This window comes from Mycobacteriales bacterium (genome assembly GCA_035995165.1).
GTDB lineage: Bacteria > Actinomycetota > Actinomycetes > Mycobacteriales > CADCTP01 > CADCTP01.
The window spans coordinates 35,626-54,191 of record DASYKU010000093.1 but is presented as its reverse complement, the minus strand read 5'-3'; the positions used below and the strand labels follow the sequence as shown (position 1 = coordinate 54,191).

General features: G+C 73.2%; 19 protein-coding genes. 14 read left to right on the top strand and 5 right to left on the bottom strand.

The window, feature by feature from the left end; translation table 11 throughout:
* Positions 1 to 312 precede the first annotated feature (312 nt).
* The gene (locus VGP36_15335; protein HEV7656087.1) at positions 313 to 723 is read left to right on the top strand and encodes an ATP-binding protein; all 411 of its coding nucleotides are present in this window, start codon (positions 313 to 315) and stop codon (positions 721 to 723) included.
* Here VGP36_15335 and hrpA read toward each other — a convergent pair whose 3' ends face one another.
* The 3 genes from hrpA to VGP36_15320 all read right to left on the bottom strand — a co-directional run bounded on the left by hrpA (position 724) and on the right by VGP36_15320 (position 5,690).
* A complete protein-coding gene (gene hrpA, locus VGP36_15330; protein HEV7656086.1) occupies positions 724 to 4,560 on the bottom strand; it encodes an ATP-dependent RNA helicase HrpA in 3,837 nt (1,278 codons plus the stop codon).
* Positions 4,561 to 4,615: 55 nt separating this feature from the next.
* Positions 4,616 to 5,188, bottom strand: a complete 573-nt coding sequence (locus tag VGP36_15325; GenBank protein HEV7656085.1) for a VanZ family protein — start codon at positions 5,186 to 5,188, stop codon at positions 4,616 to 4,618.
* 118 nt (positions 5,189 to 5,306) lie between these two features.
* The gene (locus VGP36_15320; protein ID HEV7656084.1) at positions 5,307 to 5,690 is read right to left on the bottom strand and encodes a hypothetical protein; all 384 of its coding nucleotides are present in this window, start codon (positions 5,688 to 5,690) and stop codon (positions 5,307 to 5,309) included.
* A 171-nt stretch (positions 5,691 to 5,861) separates the two neighbouring features.
* Here VGP36_15320 and VGP36_15315 point away from each other — a divergent pair, with 171 nt between their 5' ends.
* Positions 5,862 to 6,293: an OsmC family protein gene (locus tag VGP36_15315; GenBank protein HEV7656083.1), complete on the top strand. Its 432-nt coding sequence runs from the start codon at positions 5,862 to 5,864 to the stop codon at positions 6,291 to 6,293.
* 408 nt (positions 6,294 to 6,701) lie between these two features.
* On the opposite strand, the gene VGP36_15310 is transcribed toward VGP36_15315, so the two are convergent.
* A complete protein-coding gene (locus tag VGP36_15310; GenBank protein HEV7656082.1) occupies positions 6,702 to 8,609 on the bottom strand; it encodes an ABC transporter ATP-binding protein in 1,908 nt (635 codons plus the stop codon).
* A 73-nt stretch (positions 8,610 to 8,682) separates the two neighbouring features.
* Here VGP36_15310 and VGP36_15305 point away from each other — a divergent pair, with 73 nt between their 5' ends.
* Together VGP36_15305 and VGP36_15300 are read left to right on the top strand one after the other, a co-directional pair.
* A complete protein-coding gene (locus tag VGP36_15305) occupies positions 8,683 to 9,303 on the top strand; it encodes an NAD(P)H-dependent oxidoreductase (GenBank protein HEV7656081.1) in 621 nt (206 codons plus the stop codon).
* Between the two features lie 9 nt (positions 9,304 to 9,312).
* Positions 9,313 to 9,624 (top strand): GNAT family N-acetyltransferase, encoded by a 312-nt coding sequence (locus tag VGP36_15300; GenBank protein ID HEV7656080.1) that lies wholly within the window; start codon positions 9,313 to 9,315, stop codon positions 9,622 to 9,624.
* Between the two features lie 103 nt (positions 9,625 to 9,727).
* Here the strand turns inward: VGP36_15300 and mftR are convergent, their stop codons facing one another.
* Entirely contained in the window at positions 9,728 to 10,330 is a 603-nt protein-coding gene (gene mftR / locus VGP36_15295) for a mycofactocin system transcriptional regulator (GenBank protein ID HEV7656079.1), read from the bottom strand.
* 60 nt (positions 10,331 to 10,390) lie between these two features.
* Between mftR and mftA the strand changes: the two genes are divergently transcribed.
* The 10 genes from mftA (at position 10,391) to VGP36_15245 (ending at position 18,500) form a co-directional block, all read left to right on the top strand.
* Positions 10,391 to 10,507: a mycofactocin precursor MftA gene (mftA, locus tag VGP36_15290; protein ID HEV7656078.1), complete on the top strand. Its 117-nt coding sequence runs from the start codon at positions 10,391 to 10,393 to the stop codon at positions 10,505 to 10,507.
* Positions 10,508 to 10,509: 2 nt separating this feature from the next.
* Complete coding sequence (gene mftB, locus VGP36_15285) at positions 10,510 to 10,794, top strand: mycofactocin biosynthesis chaperone MftB (protein HEV7656077.1); 285 nt, start codon at positions 10,510 to 10,512, stop codon at positions 10,792 to 10,794.
* Positions 10,794 to 11,984, top strand: a complete 1,191-nt coding sequence (gene mftC / locus VGP36_15280) for a mycofactocin radical SAM maturase (protein ID HEV7656076.1) — start codon at positions 10,794 to 10,796, stop codon at positions 11,982 to 11,984. Before mftB ends, mftC begins: the two co-directional genes overlap by 1 nt.
* Before the next feature lie 130 nt (positions 11,985 to 12,114).
* Entirely contained in the window at positions 12,115 to 12,921 is an 807-nt protein-coding gene (locus tag VGP36_15275; GenBank protein HEV7656075.1) for a mycofactocin-coupled SDR family oxidoreductase, read from the top strand.
* 13 nt (positions 12,922 to 12,934) lie between these two features.
* A complete protein-coding gene (locus VGP36_15270) occupies positions 12,935 to 13,750 on the top strand; it encodes a mycofactocin-coupled SDR family oxidoreductase (GenBank protein ID HEV7656074.1) in 816 nt (271 codons plus the stop codon).
* Positions 13,751 to 13,793: 43 nt separating this feature from the next.
* A complete protein-coding gene (locus tag VGP36_15265) occupies positions 13,794 to 14,714 on the top strand; it encodes a MoxR family ATPase (GenBank protein HEV7656073.1) in 921 nt (306 codons plus the stop codon).
* Positions 14,715 to 14,774: 60 nt separating this feature from the next.
* Positions 14,775 to 15,689: a vWA domain-containing protein gene (locus VGP36_15260; GenBank protein HEV7656072.1), complete on the top strand. Its 915-nt coding sequence runs from the start codon at positions 14,775 to 14,777 to the stop codon at positions 15,687 to 15,689.
* 18 nt (positions 15,690 to 15,707) lie between these two features.
* Entirely contained in the window at positions 15,708 to 16,883 is a 1,176-nt protein-coding gene (gene mftD / locus VGP36_15255; protein ID HEV7656071.1) for a pre-mycofactocin synthase MftD, read from the top strand.
* Positions 16,873 to 17,730, top strand: coding sequence for a mycofactocin biosynthesis peptidyl-dipeptidase MftE (mftE, locus tag VGP36_15250; GenBank protein HEV7656070.1), 858 nt, complete (start codon positions 16,873 to 16,875; stop codon positions 17,728 to 17,730). The genes mftD and mftE overlap by 11 nt, the downstream gene beginning before the upstream one ends.
* Positions 17,727 to 18,500: a mycofactocin-coupled SDR family oxidoreductase gene (locus tag VGP36_15245; GenBank protein ID HEV7656069.1), complete on the top strand. Its 774-nt coding sequence runs from the start codon at positions 17,727 to 17,729 to the stop codon at positions 18,498 to 18,500. The genes mftE and VGP36_15245 overlap by 4 nt, the downstream gene beginning before the upstream one ends.
* The last annotated feature ends 66 nt before the right edge of the window (positions 18,501 to 18,566 follow it).

Genomic DNA, 18,566 nt, shown 5'->3' with positions numbered 1-18,566 from the left:
AACCCGCCCCTACGACAGACCCGGCCGCCCGGCGCCGCTCAGGCCCGGCGAAATGAGCCGGGGCCGGGTCAGGTCCGGCGAAATGAGCCGGGCCGGGTCAGGTCCGGCGATGGGAGCCGGGCCTGGCCGGCTCAGTCGGGATCCGGGATCGTGAACCAGGCCACCGTCCCCCCGGTCGGCGCCGGCTTCAGGCCGCTGGCCATCGTCACCCCCCGTGACAACTACGCCAAGATCGTAACCAGTTCGGCCCAACGCGGAAATCAGCCGGCCGATTCGGGATAGGCCGACCTGCTCGCCGGGCACACAAGGAACGTGGACTTGGCACACGGCGGGGACCAGACGCAGGTGATCGAGCTCGACGGCGATCCGGACGCGCCGTCGCGTGGCCGGCACGCCGTGACCGAGGTGCTGGACGACTGGGGGTGCGAGCCCGGCATCCGCGAGGACCTGCTGCTCGTCGTCAGTGAGCTGGTCACCAACGCGGTCGTGCACGGCGCCGAGCCGATCGTGGTGACGATGGTCCGGGCGCCCGAGCGGGTCCGGGTCGAGGTCACCGACGGGGCCGCCGGGTCCTCGCCGCACGGCAACCCCCGCCCGCCGGCCGACGCCGAGAACGGCCGGGGACTGTCCGTGGTCACCCGCCTCGCGGTGGCCTGGGGCTGGCGCGCCTCCCCCGGCCATGGCAAAACGGTTTGGGCGGAGCTCCCGCTGCTGGCGCGCTAGCTATCCGAGCTGGTCCATCGCCCGGTAGATCCGCTGTTCCGAGACCGGGTACGGCGTGCCGAGCGACTGCGCGAACAGGCTGACCCGCAGCTCCTCCACCATCCAGCGCAGCTGGCGGACCTCGTCGGCCTCCCGCCGCCCCGGCGGCAGCGCGGCCAGGAACGAGTCCAGCTCCTGCTGTGCGGCCTGCACCCGCCCCATCCGGATCGAGTCCCGGGCCGTGTCCCCCGGCAGCCGGTCCAGCCGGTACGCCGCGGCGGCCAGGTAGCGACGCAGGTCCGGCAGCCGCCGGCGCCCGGTCGCGGCCACGAACCCCGGTCCGATCAGGCCCCGGACCTGCAGCTTCAGGTCGTTCAGGGCCGGCTGCAGCGGCGACGCGACCGGTACGCCGAGCCGGGCCACCAGCGGCGCCCACTCCCCGATCACCTGCTGGGCGCCGCGCAGCAGCTCCAGCACCCGCTCGTTGAGCTCGGCCTTGATCCGGTCGGCCAGCTTGGCGAAGCCCTCGGCGTCCCAGGGCGGCCCGCCGGCCTCGGTGATCATCTCGTCCGCGGCCGCGGCGGCGCAGTCGGCCAGCAGCGCGGCGAGGCTGCCGTGCGGGTTGTTGGTCAGCGCCAGCTTGGCCCGGTTGTCCAGCCGGGCCGAGACCCACTTCAGCGGGGACGGCACGCCGAGCAGCAGCAGCCGCCGGACCCCGGCCCACATCGCGGCCCGCTGCTCCGGCTCGGTCGGCAGCACCCGCAGCGCGACCGTCGCACCCTCGTCGACCAGGGACGGATAGCCGACCAGGCCACCGGCCTCGAACGTCCGCGGCACCGTCCCGACCGTCCAGCTCGTCAGGCCCGTACGCTCCAGCGTCCGCGCGGCGCCGGAGAGCACGTCCTGCACGGTCCGGCCGAGGCGGCGCTGCAGCTGCTCCAGGTCCTTGCCCTCGGCCACGGTCCTCGCGCCGTCGGTGACCCGGAACGTGGCCCGCAGGTGGGCCGGCACCTTGGCCCAGTCGAACGCGGTGATCGGCACGTCCTGCCCGGACGCCCGGCGCAGCTCCCGGGCCAGCGCCTCCACCAGCGGCTCCCGCCCCGGCTCCAGCTGGGCCAGGATGGCCCGGGCCGCGTCCGGCGCGGGGACGAAGTTGCGCCGCAGCGGCTTGGGCAGCGACCGGATCAGCGCGGTCACCAGCTCCTCCCGCAGCGCCGGCACCTGCCAGTCGAAGCCGTCCGGCCGGACCCGGTTCAGCGCCGCCAGCGGCACCTCGACGATGACCCCGTCGTCCGCCGCCCCCGGCTCGAACCGGTACGCGACCGGCAGCGTCAGCCCGCCCTGGGTCCACTCGTCCGGCGTGTCCGCGGTGTCCACGTCGTCCGGGACCAGCATCTCGCGGGTGAAGGTGAGCAGGTTCGGGTCGGTCCGGCGGGCCTGCTTCCACCAGGCGTCGAAGTGCCGCCCGGACACCACGTCGGCCGGCACCCGGGAGTCGTAGAAGTCGAACAGCGTGTTGTCGTCGACGACCAGCCCGCGCCGCCGGGTCCGGTGCTCCAGCTCCTCGACGTCCTCCAGCAGGGCCCGGTTGGTGGCCAGGAACGCGTGCTGGGACTGCCAGTCGCCCTCGACCAGAGCGTGCCGCAGGAACAGCTCCCGGGACAGCTGCGGGTCGATCCGGGCGTAGTCGACGGTCCGGCCGACCACGATCGGCAGCCCGAACAGCGTGACCCGTTCGGTCGCGACCACGCCGCCGCGGCGCTTGGACCAGTGCGGCTCGTTGTAGAAGCGCACGGCCAGGTGACCGGCCAGCTCCTCGGCCCACTCCGGCTCGACCTTCGCCACCGTACGGGCCCAGAGGCGGGAGGTCTCGACCAGCTCGGCCGCCACCACCCAGCGCGGCGGCTGCTTGGCCAGCGCGCTGCCGGGCCAGACCGCGAACCGGGCCCCGCGGGCACCGGCGTACTCCCGGGAGCGCGGGCCGGTGTCCTCGCGCAGCCCCAGGTGCGAGAGCAGGCCGGCCAGCAGGGACCGGGTGACGACCTTCGGGTCCACCTCGGCGGGCGAACGGGGCACCGCGGTGCCGAGCTGGCGCAGGATGCTGCGCAGCTGCCCGTACAGGTCCTGCCATTCGCGGACCCGCAGGTAGTGCAGGAACTCCGCCGTGCACAGCCGCCGGAACGCGCTGGAGGACAGCGCGTCCTGCCGGTCCTCGATGTAGTTCCAGAGGTTGAGCAGGGTCATGAAGTCCGAGGTCGGGTCGGCGAAGCGGCGGTGCATGGTGTCGGCCGCCTCCTGCTTCTCGACCGGGCGCTCGCGCGGGTCCTGGATCGAGAGCGCCGCGGTGATGACCAGCACCTCGTGCAGGCAGCCGTTCCCCTCGGCGGCCAGCACCATCCGGCCCAGCCGGGGGTCGATCGGCAGCTGGGCCAGCTTCCGGCCGACCGGGGTCAGCCGCCGCTTCTCGCCCGTGCCGGCCTCCAGCGCGCCCAGCTCGTGCAGCAGGGCGACGCCGTCGGCGACCGCGCGCCGGTCCGGCGGGTCCACGAACGGGAACGCGCCGACGTCGCCGAGCCCGAGCGCGGTCATCTGCAGGATGACCGAGGCCAGGTTGGTCCGCTGCACCTCCGGCTCGGTGAACCGGGGCCGGGACTCGAAGTCCTCCTCGGAGTAGAGCCGGATGCAGATGCCGTCCGCGGTCCGGCCGCAGCGGCCCTTGCGCTGGTCGGCGCTGGCCTGCGAGACCCGCTCGATCGGCAGCCGCTGGACCTTCGTACGCAGGCTGTAGCGGGAGATGCGGGCGGTGCCGGGGTCCACGACGTACCGGATGCCGGGGACGGTGAGCGAGGTCTCCGCGACGTTCGTGGCCAGCACGACCCGGCGGCCGGAGTGCGACGCGAAGACCTTGTGCTGGTCGGCCGCGGACAGCCGGGCGAACAGCGGCAGCACCTCGGTGGTCTCCGGCAGCGACTTGCGCAGCGCGTCCGCGGTGTCCCGGATCTCGCGTTCGCCGGAGAGGAAGACCAGCACGTCGCCGGGCGCCTCCAGGCCCAGCTCGCCGACCGCGGCCGTGATCGCCTCGATCTGGTCGGCGTCCTCGGCCGGCTCCCGGTAGCGGACCTCGACGGGGTACGTCCGGCCGGACACCTCCAGGATCGGCGCGTCGCCGAAGTGGGCCGAGAACCGCTGCGGGTCGATCGTCGCCGAGGTGATGATCACCTTCAGGTCGGGGCGGCGGGGCAGCAGCTGCCTGAGGTAGCCGAGCAGGAAGTCGATGTTCAGGCTGCGCTCGTGGGCCTCGTCGATGATCAGCGTGTCGTACCGGCGGAGCATGCGGTCGTGCTGGATCTCGGCCAGCAGGATGCCGTCGGTCATCACCTTGACCGCGGTGTCCTCGCCGGCCCGGTCGGTGAACCGGACCTGGTAGCCGACGGCGCTGCCGAGCTCGACGCCGAGCTCCTCGGCGATCCGCTCGGACACGGTGCGGGCCGCGATCCGGCGCGGCTGGGTGTGCCCGATGACCCCGCGGACGCCGCGGCCCAGCTCCAGGCAGATCTTCGGCAGCTGGGTCGTCTTGCCCGAGCCGGTCTCGCCGGCGATGACCACGACCTGGTTGTCCCGTACGGCGGCGAGGATGTCGTCGCGGCGGGCCGAGATCGGCAGCTGCGGCGGGTAGCTGACCGCGGGGATCGCGGCCCGGCGCCGCTCCACCCGCGCCGCGGCCTTGTCGATCTCGTCCTCGAGACCGTCCGGGACGGCGTCCCCGCGCACGCCGTCGAGCCGGCGCCGCAGACGGAACTCGTCGCGCAGCGTCAGCTCGGGAAGCCGGGCGCGCAGCTCGGCGAGGGAAGAAGACATACGGATCGTTCAACGATCCCGGCCGAACCGGGATTCCGCACCCGAATTCGGCTCCTCAGGGCCGCGTGCCGATCCGCTCGCGGGGTGGCACGGGCGTGGTCGCCGGCCGGAACCGCCAGGCGATCAGCAGGATGCCGGCGACCGCGGCGCCGGCGGTCGCACCCAGGCCGTTCGCGACGACGTCGGCGAACGAGCCGACCCGGGTGGTCAGCGCGGACTGGTAGCACTCGATCGCCACCGAGAGCAGGCCGCAGGCCAGCGCCGCCGTGATCGGGCGCCGCAGCAGCAGCGCGAGGAAGAACCCGAGCGGGACGAAGAGCACGACGTTGAGCGGGCCGTCGCCGGTGTGCATCCACTCGGTCAGGTCGGTCCGCTCGGGGCTGACGTTGCGGACGATGCTGTCCAGCGCGTTCGTCGTGACGCCGAAGTTGCGCCAGCCGCCCCACGGCACCGTGGTCACCCCGAGCACGGCCGCGAGGGACGCGCCGGTGAACAGGAGCAACGCCCGCCGGCGCGGGGCCACGATCACGACCGCCAGCACGACCAGCCCGATCAGGAAGATCGTGTCGACGATCGACGGGCTGTGGAGGAACGCACGGACGTAGCCGGTGTCGCCCAGGCCGCTCACGGACGGCTCCCGGCGGTGGAACGGGCCGGCGGTGCGTCGGTCATGCCCCCAGTGTCACCCGCGCGGGCTCACCGCGACCTGAAAGAACCCTGTGAACCAGCCCTGCGTCCGGGGCGGATCAGCCCATGAGGGCGCGGGCGTAGCCGGCGGCGAGGGCTCCGAGCAGGATGTGGAGCGGGCCGGCGAAGGTGACCTCGTCCAGGCCGAGCTCCGGCAGCAGCCGCTCGCCGAGCACCGCGACGCTCGCCGCCAGCACGTCCGGGTCGTCGAGCCCCCGGCGGACCAGCGCGGCGCCGACCCGCTCGGCCGCGCGGGTGTCCGGCGGGAGCGCGAGCAGCGCGTCGTGCAGCGTCTCCAGGTGCGGGCGCAGCCAGAGCGCGACCTCGGCCCGGACGATGCCGGACGGCCCGAACGGGGCCACCGCGTGGGCCCAGTCCCGCGCCAGCATGGGCTTGCCCGCCGTGACCGTCTGCCACGGTGGGGTCCAGTCGCGAGCGGCCACCCGTCGTCCCTCCCCCGGTCCTCGTCGCCGTCCTGTCCCGGCGTACTTACCGAACGAGCTGACGGCATGGTTCGGTGTCACGGCTGAACGGGAATTCCCGACCGCACGTCGGGGTAGCAGGGGAGAAGGTCGGCGCCGGGTCCCCGGCGCCTCGCGACGACGGGAGCACACATGCCGAGCAGGGACGCCACCACGCACTGGACCGGCGGGCTGCAGGACGGGAAAGGCCAGGTCACGCTGGACTCGTCCAACGCCGGGCAGTTCGACGTCTCCTTCCCGACCCGGGCCGGCAGCCCGGACGGGCAGACCAGCCCGGAGGAGCTCATCGCGGCCGCCCACTCGGCCTGCCTGGCGATGAACCTGTCCGGCGTGCTCGGCGGCGAGGGCCTGACCGCGGACAGCATCGACGTCAGCGCCGAGGTCACCCTCGGTGAGGCCGACGGCGGGTTCGCGATCACCGGCATCGAGATCACGCTGCGGGCCAAGGTCGACGGCGTCGACGCCGCCAAGTTCGCCGAGCTGGCCAAGACGGCCGAACGCACCTGCCCCGTCTCCAAGGCCCTCTCCGGCACCACCATCAACCTGGACGCCGCCCTCGTCTGACCAGGCCGCCGGTCGGCGGACACGACCACGATCGGGCCGGCTACGCCCCCGGCCCTCCGCTGTCATTCCCCGGCCCGCACTCCGTCGGCCGCTCAGTCCCGGCGGTCGGATGGTCGTTCCCGGGCTGTACCACTCCCAGTGGTAGTCACCACTGGGAGTGGTACGAGTTCTGCGAGGTATCCGCCGCATGGATCCTTGGCCCGCCAAGTGGCGTCCGGCCCGCGGGGCCCAAGACGAGACGGGCACGCGCAGAACGAGACCGGCGCGGCGGCCTCAGTCGCGACCCGGCTCAGCCGCGACCCGACTCAGCCGCGACCCGGCGCGCGGCGGCCTCAGTCGCGACCCGACTCAATCGCGACCCGACTCAGTCGCGACCCGACTCAGTCGCGACCCGGCGCGCGACCCGACTCACACCCCGGCGGGATCGCCGGCCGGGATGACCGTTCCGTCGGCGAGGACGAGACCGTCGGCGCAGCGGGCCTGGACCTGACCGTCGCCGAACTGCTCGTGGTAGAGCGACGCGTACAGCCCGCCGCGGCGCAGGAGCTCGTCGTGGGTGCCCTGCTCGACCAGCTTCCCGCCGTCGATCGCGAAGATCACGTCCGCGGCCAGGATCGTGGACAGCCGGTGCGCGATCGCGACCGTGGTCCGCCCGACCAGCACCTGCTCCAGCGCCTCCTGTACCAGCCGTTCGCTGGTCGTGTCCAGGGCCGAGGTCGCCTCGTCCAGGATCAGCACGGTCGGGTCCTTGATGATCACCCGCGCGATCGCCAGCCGCTGCCGCTCCCCGCCGGACAGCCGGAAGCCGCGCTCGCCGACCACCGTGTCGTACCCGTCCGGGAAGCTCATGATCCGGTCGTGGATGTTCGCGGCCCGGGCCGCGGCCTCCAGCTGGGCGTCGGTGGCGTCGTCGTCGGCGTACCGCAGGTTGTCCTTGATCGTCGCGTGGAACAGGTACGTCTCCTGCGTCACCATCCCGATCACCGACGCCAGCGACTCCAGCTTCAGCTCCCGGACGTCCGTGCCGTCGAGCGTGACCCGCCCCCGGTCCGGGTCGTACAGGCGCGGGACCAGGTAGGACAGCGTGGTCTTGCCGGCGCCGCTCGGCCCGACCACCGCGGCCAGCTGCCCCGGCTTCACGGTCAGGGACAGGTCGCGGATGGCCCAGCCGGGGGCGTCGTCGGCCGGCTGCGGGGTCGGCGGATCGGCCGGGTACCGGAACCAGACGTGCTCCAGCCCGATCTCGCCGCGTACTCCGGTGGCCGGCAGCGGGCGCGCGTCCGGTACGTCCACGATCTGCGGGACCAGGTCGAGGTAGGCGAAGATCCGGGCGAACAGCGCCAGCGAGGTCTGCACGTCCAGCGCCACCCGCAGCAGGTTCACCACCGGGAACAGCAGCCGGGTCTGCAGCGTGGTGAACGCGACCAGCGTGCCGGCCGAGAGCAGCCCGCCGCTGCCGCCCCCGGTCAGCCCGGCGACCAGGTAGACCAGCGCCGGGGTGATCCCGAAGAACGTGCCGACGATCGCGAAGAAGCTCTGCCCGGTCATCGTCTGGCGGACCTGCAGCGCGGCCTGCTTCTCGTTCTCCCGCTCGTACCGGTTGGTCTCGAACGCCTGCCGGTTGAACACCTTGGACAGCAGCACCCCGGAGACCGACAGCGACTCCTGGGTGATCGAGCTCATCTCCGACAGTGAGGTCTGGGTCCGGGCCGCGACCCGCCGCCGGACCCGGCCGACCTGGATCTGCAGCAGGATGAACACCGGCAGCAGCGCGACCGCCACGATCGTGAGCTGCCAGGACAGCAGCAGCATGCCGACCAGCGACGCGATCACGGTGACCGCGTTGGACAGGATCGAGGACGCGGTCTCGGTCACCACCGACTGCACGCCGCCGACGTCGTTGCCGAGTCGCGACTGGATGTCGCCGGTCCGGGTGCCGGTGAAGAAGCCCAGGTGCATCGACTGCAGGTGCGCGAACAGCCGGTTGCGCAGGTCCTGCATGACCCGGTTGCCGAGCACGGTCGTCAGGTATGTCTGCCCGACCCCGATCAGCGCCGACACCAGCGGGATCACGATCATCAGGCTGACCAGCAGCACCAGCAGCCGGATGTCCGGCCCGCCGGTCACGAACAGCGCCCGGTCGAAGACGGCCCTGGTCAGGAACGGGTTGGCGATCCCGAGCACCGAGGTCACCAGGATCGCGACCCCGATCAACGTCAACCGGGGCTTGTACGGCGCGAACAGCCCGGCGACCCGGCGGGTCAGCCCCCGCTCGTCCTCGGTCGTGTCCGCCCGTGTTGCTGCCTGCTCCGGCACCGTTGTCTCCTCGTCTCCCTGGCGATGGTGCCATCCGGGTGTGACCGTCGCCGTCCTGGGAAGGACCGCGGCCATGACGACACCGACGCCGTTGACCGCGTTCGCCCTGGTCTGCAGCCTGAAGCCGAGCCCCGACCGGTCCAGCAGCGAGCTGCTGGCGACCCAGGTGCTGGACGCGCTGGCCAAGCACGGCGTGACCGGATCCCTCGAGCGCGTGCTCGACCACGACGTGAAGCCCGGGGTCGAGGCCGACATGGGCGCGGGCGACGACTGGCCGGCGCTGCGGGAGCGGATGCTGGCCGCGGACATCTTCGTGCTCGCCACCCCGACCTGGATGGGGCACATGTCCAGCGTGGCCCAGCGGGTGCTGGAGCGGCTGGACGCCGAGCTGTCCGACACCGACGACGCCGGCCGGCTCCGGACGTACGGGAAGGTGGCGGTCGCGGCCGTCGTCGGCAACGAGGACGGCGCGCACAAGATCAGCGCGGACCTGTTCCAGGGACTCAACGACGTCGGCTTCAGCCTGGCCCCGGGCGCGGTGACGTACTGGAACGGCGAGGCCATGAACACGGTCGACTACCAGGACCTCGACTCGACGCCGGAGCAGGTGGCGACGACGACCGCGTCGCTGGCCGCGAACGCGGCGCACCTGGCGCGGCTGCTCAAGGCGGACGGCTACCCGCCGGCGAGCTAGGTTCGAGGCGTGACGACCGAGGTGTTCGACCGCCCGCAGCAGCACCGCTTCGAGATCGTGGTGGACGGGCAGGTGGCCGGCTCAGCGCAGTACGAGCTGAGGCCGGGCGAGATCATGTTCACCCACACCCTGATCGACGAGACGTACGAGGGCAAAGGCCTGGGATCGGTGCTCGTACGGCACGCTTTGGACGCGACCCGCGAGCGTGAACTCGCCGTGCTGCCATTGTGTCCGTTCGTGCGGGAATGGATCGTCCGGCACCAGGACTACCTGGATCTGGTGCCGACGGCGGCGCGCGGGAAATACCACCTTCCTGCCTGATCCGCTGGTGAGAAGCGGTGACCACGCCGCGAACCGCCTGACCTGCACGCCAGCTGAATCGAGCTGACCCACCGGCCGGCGGCCCTCCGCGGTTGCCGGCCGGTCAGGTCTCGTGGCCGCCGAAGCCGCGGGAGAGCTCGGTCATGGCCTGGTCGAGCAACGGCTCCAGCTCGGCGTCCTCGTCCCGCAGCCACTGCTCGTAGGCCGCCACCGCCGCGCCCAGCGCCGCGTACGCGATCAGCTGCGGCACCATGTCCTGCACCTGGGCCCCCGTGCGGGCCGCCGCGAACTCGGCGATCACCGCCCGCCAGCGCGCGTACATCGGGGTGGAGTGGGCCTGCAACGCGGGCGTGTTGAGGATCAGCGCCATCCGCCGCCGGTGCCAGGGCTCCTGGTCCTTGGGCAGCCGGTTGAACGTGAGCACCGCGTGGTGCACCGCGTCCATCAGCGGCACGTCCGGCTTGCACTCGTCGAACCAGGCCCGCAGCATCTCCAGCTGCCCGTCGAACTCGCCCCAGACCGCGTCGTTCTTCGAGGCGTAGTAGCGGAAGAACGTCCGCCGGCCGATCCCGGCCGCAGCCGCGATGTCCTCGACGGTCGTCTCCTCGAACCCGCGGCTCGTGAACAGGTCGAGAGCCACCCGTTCCAGTTCGGCACGGGACGTACTGGGACGCCTCCCGGTCGCCACATCCCTTCCTTTCGGCACTCGGTGCCATTAACATGGCGGTCACGTCAGCGACCGCCCTCAGACACCGAGGAGCATTCCATGACCGACGAGGCCACCCCCACCGTGGAGCCGACGGAGACCGCGCCCGCCCCCCTCGTCGAGCAGGATCTGCTCGTCGAGGACGTGTCCATCGACGGGATGTGCGGGGTCTACTGAGCATGTCCGCACCGGTGGACATGGCGTTCGACCTGGACCGGCGATACGGCCTGCATCCGCAGGTCGCCGTCCGGCCCGAGCCGTTCGGGGCGCTGCTCTACCACTTCGGCACCCGCCGGCTGTCCTTCCTGAAGGACCCGCGGCTGCTGGCGGTGGTCCGCGGTCTCGACGAGGCGCCGACGGCCCGGGCCGCCTGCGTCGCGGCCGGGATCACCGACCCCGAGCTGCCGCAGTTCACCCGCGCGCTGGCCACGCTGGCCCGCACCGAGATGCTGGAGGCGGCCTGATGCGACTGGTGGACCAGTTCGAACGGGGCCTGGACGCGCCGATCTGCCTGACCTGGGAGCTGACGTACGCGTGCAATCTCGCCTGCGCGCACTGTCTTTCCTCCTCCGGCCGGCGCGACCCGCGGGAACTGTCCACTGTGGAGGCGAAGGCCGTCATCGACGAGCTGGAGCGGATGCAGGTCTTCTACGTCAACATCGGCGGCGGCGAGCCCACGGTCCGGCCGGACTTCTGGGAGCTGGTCGACTACGCGACCGCGCACCGGGTCGGGGTCAAGTTCTCCACCAACGGTGTGAAGATCAGCCCCGCGGTGGCGCAGCGGCTGGCCGCCTCCGACTACGTCGACGTCCAGATCTCGCTGGACGGCGCCACCGCCGAGGTCAACGACGCCGTGCGCGGCATCGGCTCGTACGACACGGCGGTCCGGGCGATGGAGAACCTGGCCGCGGCCGGCATGCGCGGCTTCAAGATCTCCGTCGTCTGCACCCGGCACAACATTCCGCAGCTGGACGATTTCAAGGCCATCGCGGACCGCTACCAGGCGCAGCTGCGGCTGACCCGGCTGCGCCCGTCCGGTCGCGGCGCGGACACCTGGGACGGGCTGCACCCGCTGCCGGGGCAGCAGCGCGAGCTCTACGACTGGCTGGTCGCGCACGGCGAGGGCGTGCTCACCGGCGACTCGTTCTTCCACCTGGCGGCGTACGGCGACGCCCTGCCGGGGCTGAACCTCTGCGGCGCCGGGCGGGTGGTCTGCCTGATCGACCCGGTCGGCGACGTGTACGCCTGCCCGTTCGCGATCCACGCCAACTTCCTGGCCGGCAACATCCGGACCGCCGGCTTCCAGGCGGTCTGGCAGACCTCGCAGCTGTTCCAGGACCTGCGCGAGCCCCAGTCGGCCGGCGCCTGCGGTTCCTGCGGCGCGTACGACGCCTGCCGCGGCGGCTGCATGGCGGCCAAGTTCTTCACCGGCCTGCCGATGGACGGACCCGACCCGGAGTGCGTGATCGGGCACGGTGTCACAGCTCTGTCCACTGTGGACTCCCTTGCCGCGCCGCGGCCGACGGGGGACCACTCCCACACCGGCGGCGTCCGGGGTGGCCCCGTCCCCGTCACGATCGGACGCCGCCGCCCACCCGCGCACGCCTGCGACGAGAGCCCGGTCGCGGGCCTCGCCGGCGTCGGCGCGGGGTGACTCCTCGCCGCCGGACAGCGGACGCACAGACTTCGAGTCCACTGTGGACTCGTACGGGGGCCGAGGCCGGCCGGTAGCCGGCATCGAACGGGGATCCCCTAAGCCCGGGTCCCCGGAAGGGAGGCGCGCGATGGGGCGTGTCGAGGGCAAGGTCGCATTCGTGACGGGAGCCGCTCGGGGCCAGGGCCGCAGCCACGCGGTCCGGCTGGCCGAGGAAGGAGCCGACATCATCGCGGTCGACGTACCCGGTGACTACGACACCGTCGGGTACCCGATGGGCACCGAGGCCGATCTCGCCGACACCGTCAAAGCCGTCGAAGCGCTGGACCGCCGGATCATCGCCACCAAGGCGGACGTGCGGGACCTGGCAGCGCTGAAGTCCGCCGTGGACGAGGGCGTCGCCCAGCTGGGCAAGCTGGACATCGTCTGCGCCAACGCCGGCATCTGCACCGTGCAGACCTGGGACGAGGTGACGCCGCAGGTCTGGCAGGACACGCTGGACACCAACCTGACCGGCGTCTGGAACACGTTCGTCGCCGCGGTGCCGCACCTGATCGCCAACGGCGGCGGCTCGATCATCGCCACCAGCTCGACCGCGGGCATCAAGGGCCTGCCGTTCCTGGCCCCGTACGTGGCCGCGAAGCACGGCGTCGTCGGGATCTCCCGGTCGATGGCGAACGAGCTGGCCAAGCACAAGATCCGGGACAACACCGTGCACCCGACCGGCGTGAACACGCCGATGGTCGCGGGCCTCGGCGGCCTGGACGCGATCATCGGCAAGGAGCCGGAGCTCGGCTCGATCTTCGTCAACACGTACCCGATCGAGATCGTCGAGCCGGTCGACATCTCCAACGCCGTCCTCTGGCTGGCCTCCGACGAGTCCCGTTACGTCACCGGGCTCGAGCTGACCGTCGACGCCGGCAACACGATCCGCTAGGAGGCTTCCCACCATGGGACGAGTAGAGGGCAAGGTCGCCTTCATCACCGGTGCGGCCCGCGGCCAGGGCCGCAGCCACGCCATCCGGCTGGCCCAGGAGGGCGCGGACATCATCGCCGTGGACCTCTGCGACCAGATCGCCACGGTCGAGTACCCGATGGCGACGCCGGAGGACCTGGCCGAGACGGTCAAGGAGGTCGAGGCGCTCGACCGCCGGATCGTGGCCCGGCAGGCCGACGTCCGCGACAAGGCCGCCCTGCAGGCCGCCTTCGACGAGGGCGTCGCGCAGCTCGGCGGCGTGGACATCGTGCTGGCGAACGCGGGCATCGCGCCGATGGGCGCGGACAACGAGGACCGGACCGCCGCGTTCCGCGACGTCGTCGACGTGAACCTCACCGGCGTCTGGAACTCCGTCGAGGTCGCCGTGCCGACGCTGGTCGAGCAGGGCCGCGGCGGTGCGATCGTGCTGACCAGCTCGACCGCCGGCCTCAAGGGCATCGGCGGCGAGTCCGGCGGCGGCATGGGCTACACGGCGGCCAAGCACGGCGTCGTCGGCCTCATGCGCGGGTTCGCGATGAACCTGGCCAAGCACAGCATCCGGGTGAACACGGTCCACCCGACCGGGGTGAACACGCCGATGATCGTGAACGAGGTCATGGAGCGCTTCCTGGCCCAGAGCGACATGGCCGACGCGCTGACCAACCTGCTGCCGGTGGCGATCGTCGAGCCGGTCGACATCAGCAACGCGATCCTGTTCCTGGTCTCCGACGAGGCCCGGTACGTCACCGGGGTCACCTTCCCGGTCGACGCCGGGTTCATGGTGAAGTGATGGGCCGCGTCACCCCGCCGATCGACGCCGGAGCGACCGTCAAGTGACGGAGTCACTGTCCACTGCGGACGACCTGGCCGAGATCCGGGACCGGGTCGCCCGTCACCTCGTCGGCCGGGAGCGCGAGCTCGAGCTCGTGCTCTCGGCCGTCGGGGCCGGCCGGGACATCGTGCTGGAGGGGCCGCCGGGGACGAGCAAGACCACGCTGCTGCGGGCGATCACCGCCGAGTGGGGCATCCCGCTGCTGTTCGTGGAGGGCAACGCCGACCTGACCCCGTCCCGGCTGGTCGGCCACCACAACCCGGCCCGGGTGCTGCGGGAGGACTACAGCGCCGAGAACTTCGTGCCGGGCCCGCTGGTGGAGGCGATGCGGGAGGGCGGGTTCCTCTACATCGAGGAGTTCAACCGGGCCCCCGACGACACCCTCAACACCCTGCTCACCGCGATGGCGGAGCGGCAGGTGACCATCCCCCGGGTCGGCACCACCACGGCCAAGCCGACCTTCCGGGTCATCGCCTCGATGAACCCGTACGACAACGTCGGCACGGTCCGGCTGTCCACCAGCATCTCCGACCGGCTCTGCCGGCTCTCGGTGGACTACCAGGACGACACGGCCGAGCGCGGCATCGTGGCGCTGCGGACCGGACTGTCCATCCAGGACCGGCTGGTGGCCGACGCGGTCGCGGTCACCCGGGCCACCCGGGAGCACCCGGACGTCCGGCAGGGCTCCAGCGTCCGCGGCGCGATCGACACCGCGCTGGTGGCGGTCGAGATCGCGGAACTGCGCCGGGTCGGCACCCGCGAGGACGAGCGCTACCCGGCCGTCGTGCTGGACGCGATGACCGTCGCCCTGTCCGGGCGGGTCCAGCTCGACGAGGCGGCCGAGACCACGCCCGAGCAGGTGCTCCGCCAGATCTGGGAGGACCACTTCATCCTGATCCCACACGCGGCCGAGCCGGGTTGAAGAGCAGTGCCCGCGGACACGCCGCTGCGGCGGCCGGGAGCTGAACGACCGGCCCGGCCCTTGCGGCGCAGGCCCAAGCAGCTCGACGCGGCGCCCAGCCTGTACGAGCCGGCGGCCGGCGGCCGCGGCGGGCTGGTCCTCAGTGGACGGTCGGACCGGCGGGGCGCGATGCCGCAGGGCCGCAGCGGGTCCACCACCGAGCACACCGACGAGCAGGGCGAGCTGGTCGCGGTGCCGGCCGGCGGGCCGGTCGACCCCGAGGTCCGGGCCCGGGCCCGGGAGATCGCGGCCCGGCTGGCGGTCCCGCGGCCGCGCCGGGACTCCGCCGCCGTCCGCGGGCCGGGCGACATCCTGAGCCTGCCGTACCGGGGCGGGTCCGACGACATCGACCTGGACCGCACGCTGGACATGCTCACCGAGCGGCCGGTGCCCGAGGAGGAGGACATCATCGTCCGCGAGCAGGTGCGGACCCGCCGCGCCGTGGTGCTCGCGGTCGACGTCTCCGGCTCCATGCGGGGCGAGCGGATCCGGACCGCGGCCGCGGCCGTCGGCGCGCTGGCGGGCGAGCTGGAGCGCGACGACCTCGCGGTGATCGCGTTCTGGTCGGACGCGGCGGTGCTGCTGCGCCTGGGCGCCAGGGTCCGGCCGCTGCGGCTGCTGGACGAGCTGCTGGCGATCCCGGCCCGGGGACTGACGAACGTCGGCTTCCCGCTGCAGCTCGCGGCCCGGGAGCTGGCCCGCAAGCCCACCCGGGACGCCCGGGTGGTGCTGCTGTCGGACTGCCTGCACAACGCCGGCCCGGACCCGCGGCCGTTCGCGGCCCGGCTGCCGCGGCTGGACGTGCTGCTGGACACCGTCGGCGAGCACGACCTGGAGCTCGGCCGGGAGCTGGCCGCGGCCGGCCGCGGGCGGCTGTTGCGGGTACGTCACCACCGGGACGTGGCACCGGCGCTCGGCCGCGTGTTCGCGGCCTAGGACTACGAGAGGACTGCGATGGCGAATCCCTGGTTCGAGACGGTGGCGGAGGCACAGCGGCGCGCGAAGAAGCGGCTGCCCGACTCCGTCTACAAGGCACTGATCGCCGGGTCCGAGCACGGGGTGACGCTGCGGGACAACGTCAGCGCGTTCTCCGAGCTCGGCCTGGCCCCGCACGTGGTCGGGCTGCAGAGCGAGCGTGACCTGTCCACGACCGTGCTGGGGCAGGAGATCGCGCTGCCGGTGATCTGCTCCCCCACCGGCGTCCAGGCCGTGCACCCGGACGGCGAGGTCGCGGTCGCCCGGGCCGCGGCCGCCCGCGGCACCGCGATCGGCCTGTCCTCGTTCGGCTCCAAGCCGGTCGAGGAGGTCGTCGCGGCCAACCCGAAGACGTTCTTCCAGCTCTACTGGGCCGGCTCCAAGGACCAGATCGTGGCCCGGGTCGAGCGGGCCAGGCGGGCCGGCGCGGTAGGGCTGATCGTCACCCTCGACTGGTCGTTCTCGATGGGCCGGGACTGGGGCTCGCCGGTCATCCCGGACGCGATGAACTTCAAGACGATGGTGAAGTACTCGCCGCAGGCGATCGTCCGGCCGCGCTGGTTCTACACCTGGGCCAGGACGCTGCGGCCGCCGGAGCTGACCGTGCCGAACATGGCCGTCGGCAACGAGCCCGCGCCCTCGTTCTTCGGCGCGTACGGGCAGTGGATGCAGGCGACGCTGCCGACCTGGCAGGACGTGGCCTGGCTGCGGGAGCTGTGGGGCGGGCCGTTCCTGCTCAAGGGCGTCATGCGGATCGACGACGCCAGGCGGGCCGTCGACGCCGGCGTCACCGCGATCTCGGTGTCCAACCACGGCGGCAACAACCTCGACGGCACCCCGGCCACTATCCGGGCGTTGCCGGCCGTGGTCGACGCGGTCGGCGACCAGATCGAGGTGCTGCTGGACGGCGGCGTCCGGCGCGGCTCGGACGTGGTCAAGGCGGTCGCGATGGGCGCCCGCGCGGTGCTGATCGGGCGCGCGTACCTCTGGGGGCTGGCGGCGAACGGCCAGGCCGGGGTGGAGAACGTGCTCGACATCCTGCGGTCCGGGATCGACTCCGGGCTGCTCGGGCTCGGCCACCGGACGCTGAAGGACCTCTCCCGCAAGGACCTCGTCATCCCGGCCGACTTCGTCCGCACCCTCGGTGCCGACTGACCTCGCCTCCCTCACCTCGGGGGAGGTTGCGGCGGCCGGGGACGTGCTGCTGGTCGTCCCGGTCGGATCGACCGAGCAGCACGGACCGCACCTGCCGCTGTCCACGGACACCGACGTGGCCGTCGCGCTGGCCCGACGGCTCGCGGACCGGCGGCCGGACGTGCTGGTCGCGCCGGCGATCCCGTACGGGTCGAGCGGGGAGCACGACGGGTTCGCCGGCACGCTCTCGATCGGCGCGGCCGCGACCGAGCTGGTGCTGGTCGAGCTGGGCCGCTCGGCGCTGCCGGGCACCGTGCGGCGGATGCTGCTGGTGTCCGCCCACGGCGGCAACGCGGGGCCGGTGACCGCGGCGGTCCGGCTGCTGCGGTCGGAGGGCCGGGACGTCCGGGCGTGGGCGCCGCGCTGGCGGGGGGACGCCCATGCCGGGCGGACCGAGACCTCGGTACAGCTCGCCCTCGACCCGGCCCGGGTCCGGCCCGCCGCGGTGGCCGGCAACACCGCGGACGTCCGTACGCTGCTGCCGGCGATGCAGGCGGGGGGTGTCCGGGCGGTGAGTCCGAACGGGGTGCTCGGCGATCCGGGCGGGTCGACCGCGGCCGAGGGCGCCGCGCTGCTGGACGCGGCCGTCGAGGACCTCGCCGGCTTCGTCACCCGCTGGCTCGCCGCCGACACGGCGCCGGTCTCCGCACCTGCGGACGGCTTCCGCCGACCGGCCGGCGCCGGCACCCCGGCCGGCCGGCCCACGGCCGCGGTCGGCCCTCCCAGGGCCGCCGGCGGCGGACCCACGAACGCGGGCGGCGCTCCCACGGGCGAGGGCGGCGCCCTCGGCGGCGAGGAGAGACAGTGAGCCGGGTGGCGCTGGTGACGGGGGCCGCGCGCGGGATCGGGGCGGCGACCGTGCGGGCGCTGGCGGCCGAGGGCTGGTCGGTCGTCGCGGTGGACCGGGCCGCCGACGACCCGCGGCTGCCGTACGGGATGGGGACCAGGGCCGAGCTCGACGCGCTCGCCGGCGACCGGGTCCGGACCGTGGTCGCCGACGCCACCGACGAGACCGCGCTGCGGTCCGCGGTCGAGCTGGCCGAGCGCGAGTTCGGCGGCCTGGACGCCGCGCTCGCGGTGGCCGGCGTGATCGCCGGCGGCAGACCGCTCTGGGAGATGCCCGCGGCCGAGGTCGAGGCCGTCCTGGACGTCGACCTGCACGCCGTGCTGGCGCTGGCCCGGGCCGCGATCCCGGCGCTGCTGCGCCGGCCCGAGCCCCGCAGCGGCCGGTTCCTCGCCGTCGCCTCGGCCGCGGCGACCCGCGGCCTGCCGATGCTGGCCGCCTACTGCGCGGCGAAGGCGGGGGTGGCCGGCCTCGTCCGCGCGCTCGCGGCCGAGCTCGGCCCGACCGGCGTCACCGCCAACGCGGTCTCCCCCGGCTCCACCGACACCCCGATCCTGGCCGAGAGCGCCCGCCTCTACGGCCTGGGCGCGGCCGCCGACTTCGCCCCCCAGCAGCCTGTCGGGCGGCTGCTCGACCCGGCCGAGGTCGCGGCCGCGCTGGTCTGGCTGGCGGGCGAGGGCAGCAGCGCGGTGACCGGGGCGGTGCTGCCGGTCGACGGCGGTCTCGCGCTGTAGGGCGTTCGTTCGTCCCGTCCCGGGGGTAGGCCCACGAATGAAGCCTGGTCGGGGCCGAAGGAGACA

Bases quoted from the DNA above. Each gene is read 5' to 3' on its own strand.
- hrpA (HEV7656086.1), bottom strand. From the start codon at position 4,560: ATGTCTTCTTCCCTCGCCGAGCTGCGCGCCCGGCTTCCCGAGCTGACG.
- VGP36_15315 (HEV7656083.1), top strand. From the start codon at position 5,862: ATGCCGAGCAGGGACGCCACCACGCACTGGACCGGCGGGCTGCAGGAC.
- VGP36_15305 (HEV7656081.1), top strand. From the start codon at position 8,683: ATGACGACACCGACGCCGTTGACCGCGTTCGCCCTGGTCTGCAGCCTG.
- mftA (HEV7656078.1), top strand. From the start codon at position 10,391: ATGACCGACGAGGCCACCCCCACCGTGGAGCCGACGGAGACCGCGCCC.
- mftB (HEV7656077.1), top strand. From the start codon at position 10,510: ATGTCCGCACCGGTGGACATGGCGTTCGACCTGGACCGGCGATACGGC.
- mftC (HEV7656076.1), top strand. From the start codon at position 10,794: ATGCGACTGGTGGACCAGTTCGAACGGGGCCTGGACGCGCCGATCTGC.
- VGP36_15275 (HEV7656075.1), top strand. From the start codon at position 12,115: ATGGGGCGTGTCGAGGGCAAGGTCGCATTCGTGACGGGAGCCGCTCGG.
- VGP36_15270 (HEV7656074.1), top strand. From the start codon at position 12,935: ATGGGACGAGTAGAGGGCAAGGTCGCCTTCATCACCGGTGCGGCCCGC.
- mftD (HEV7656071.1), top strand. From the start codon at position 15,708: ATGGCGAATCCCTGGTTCGAGACGGTGGCGGAGGCACAGCGGCGCGCG.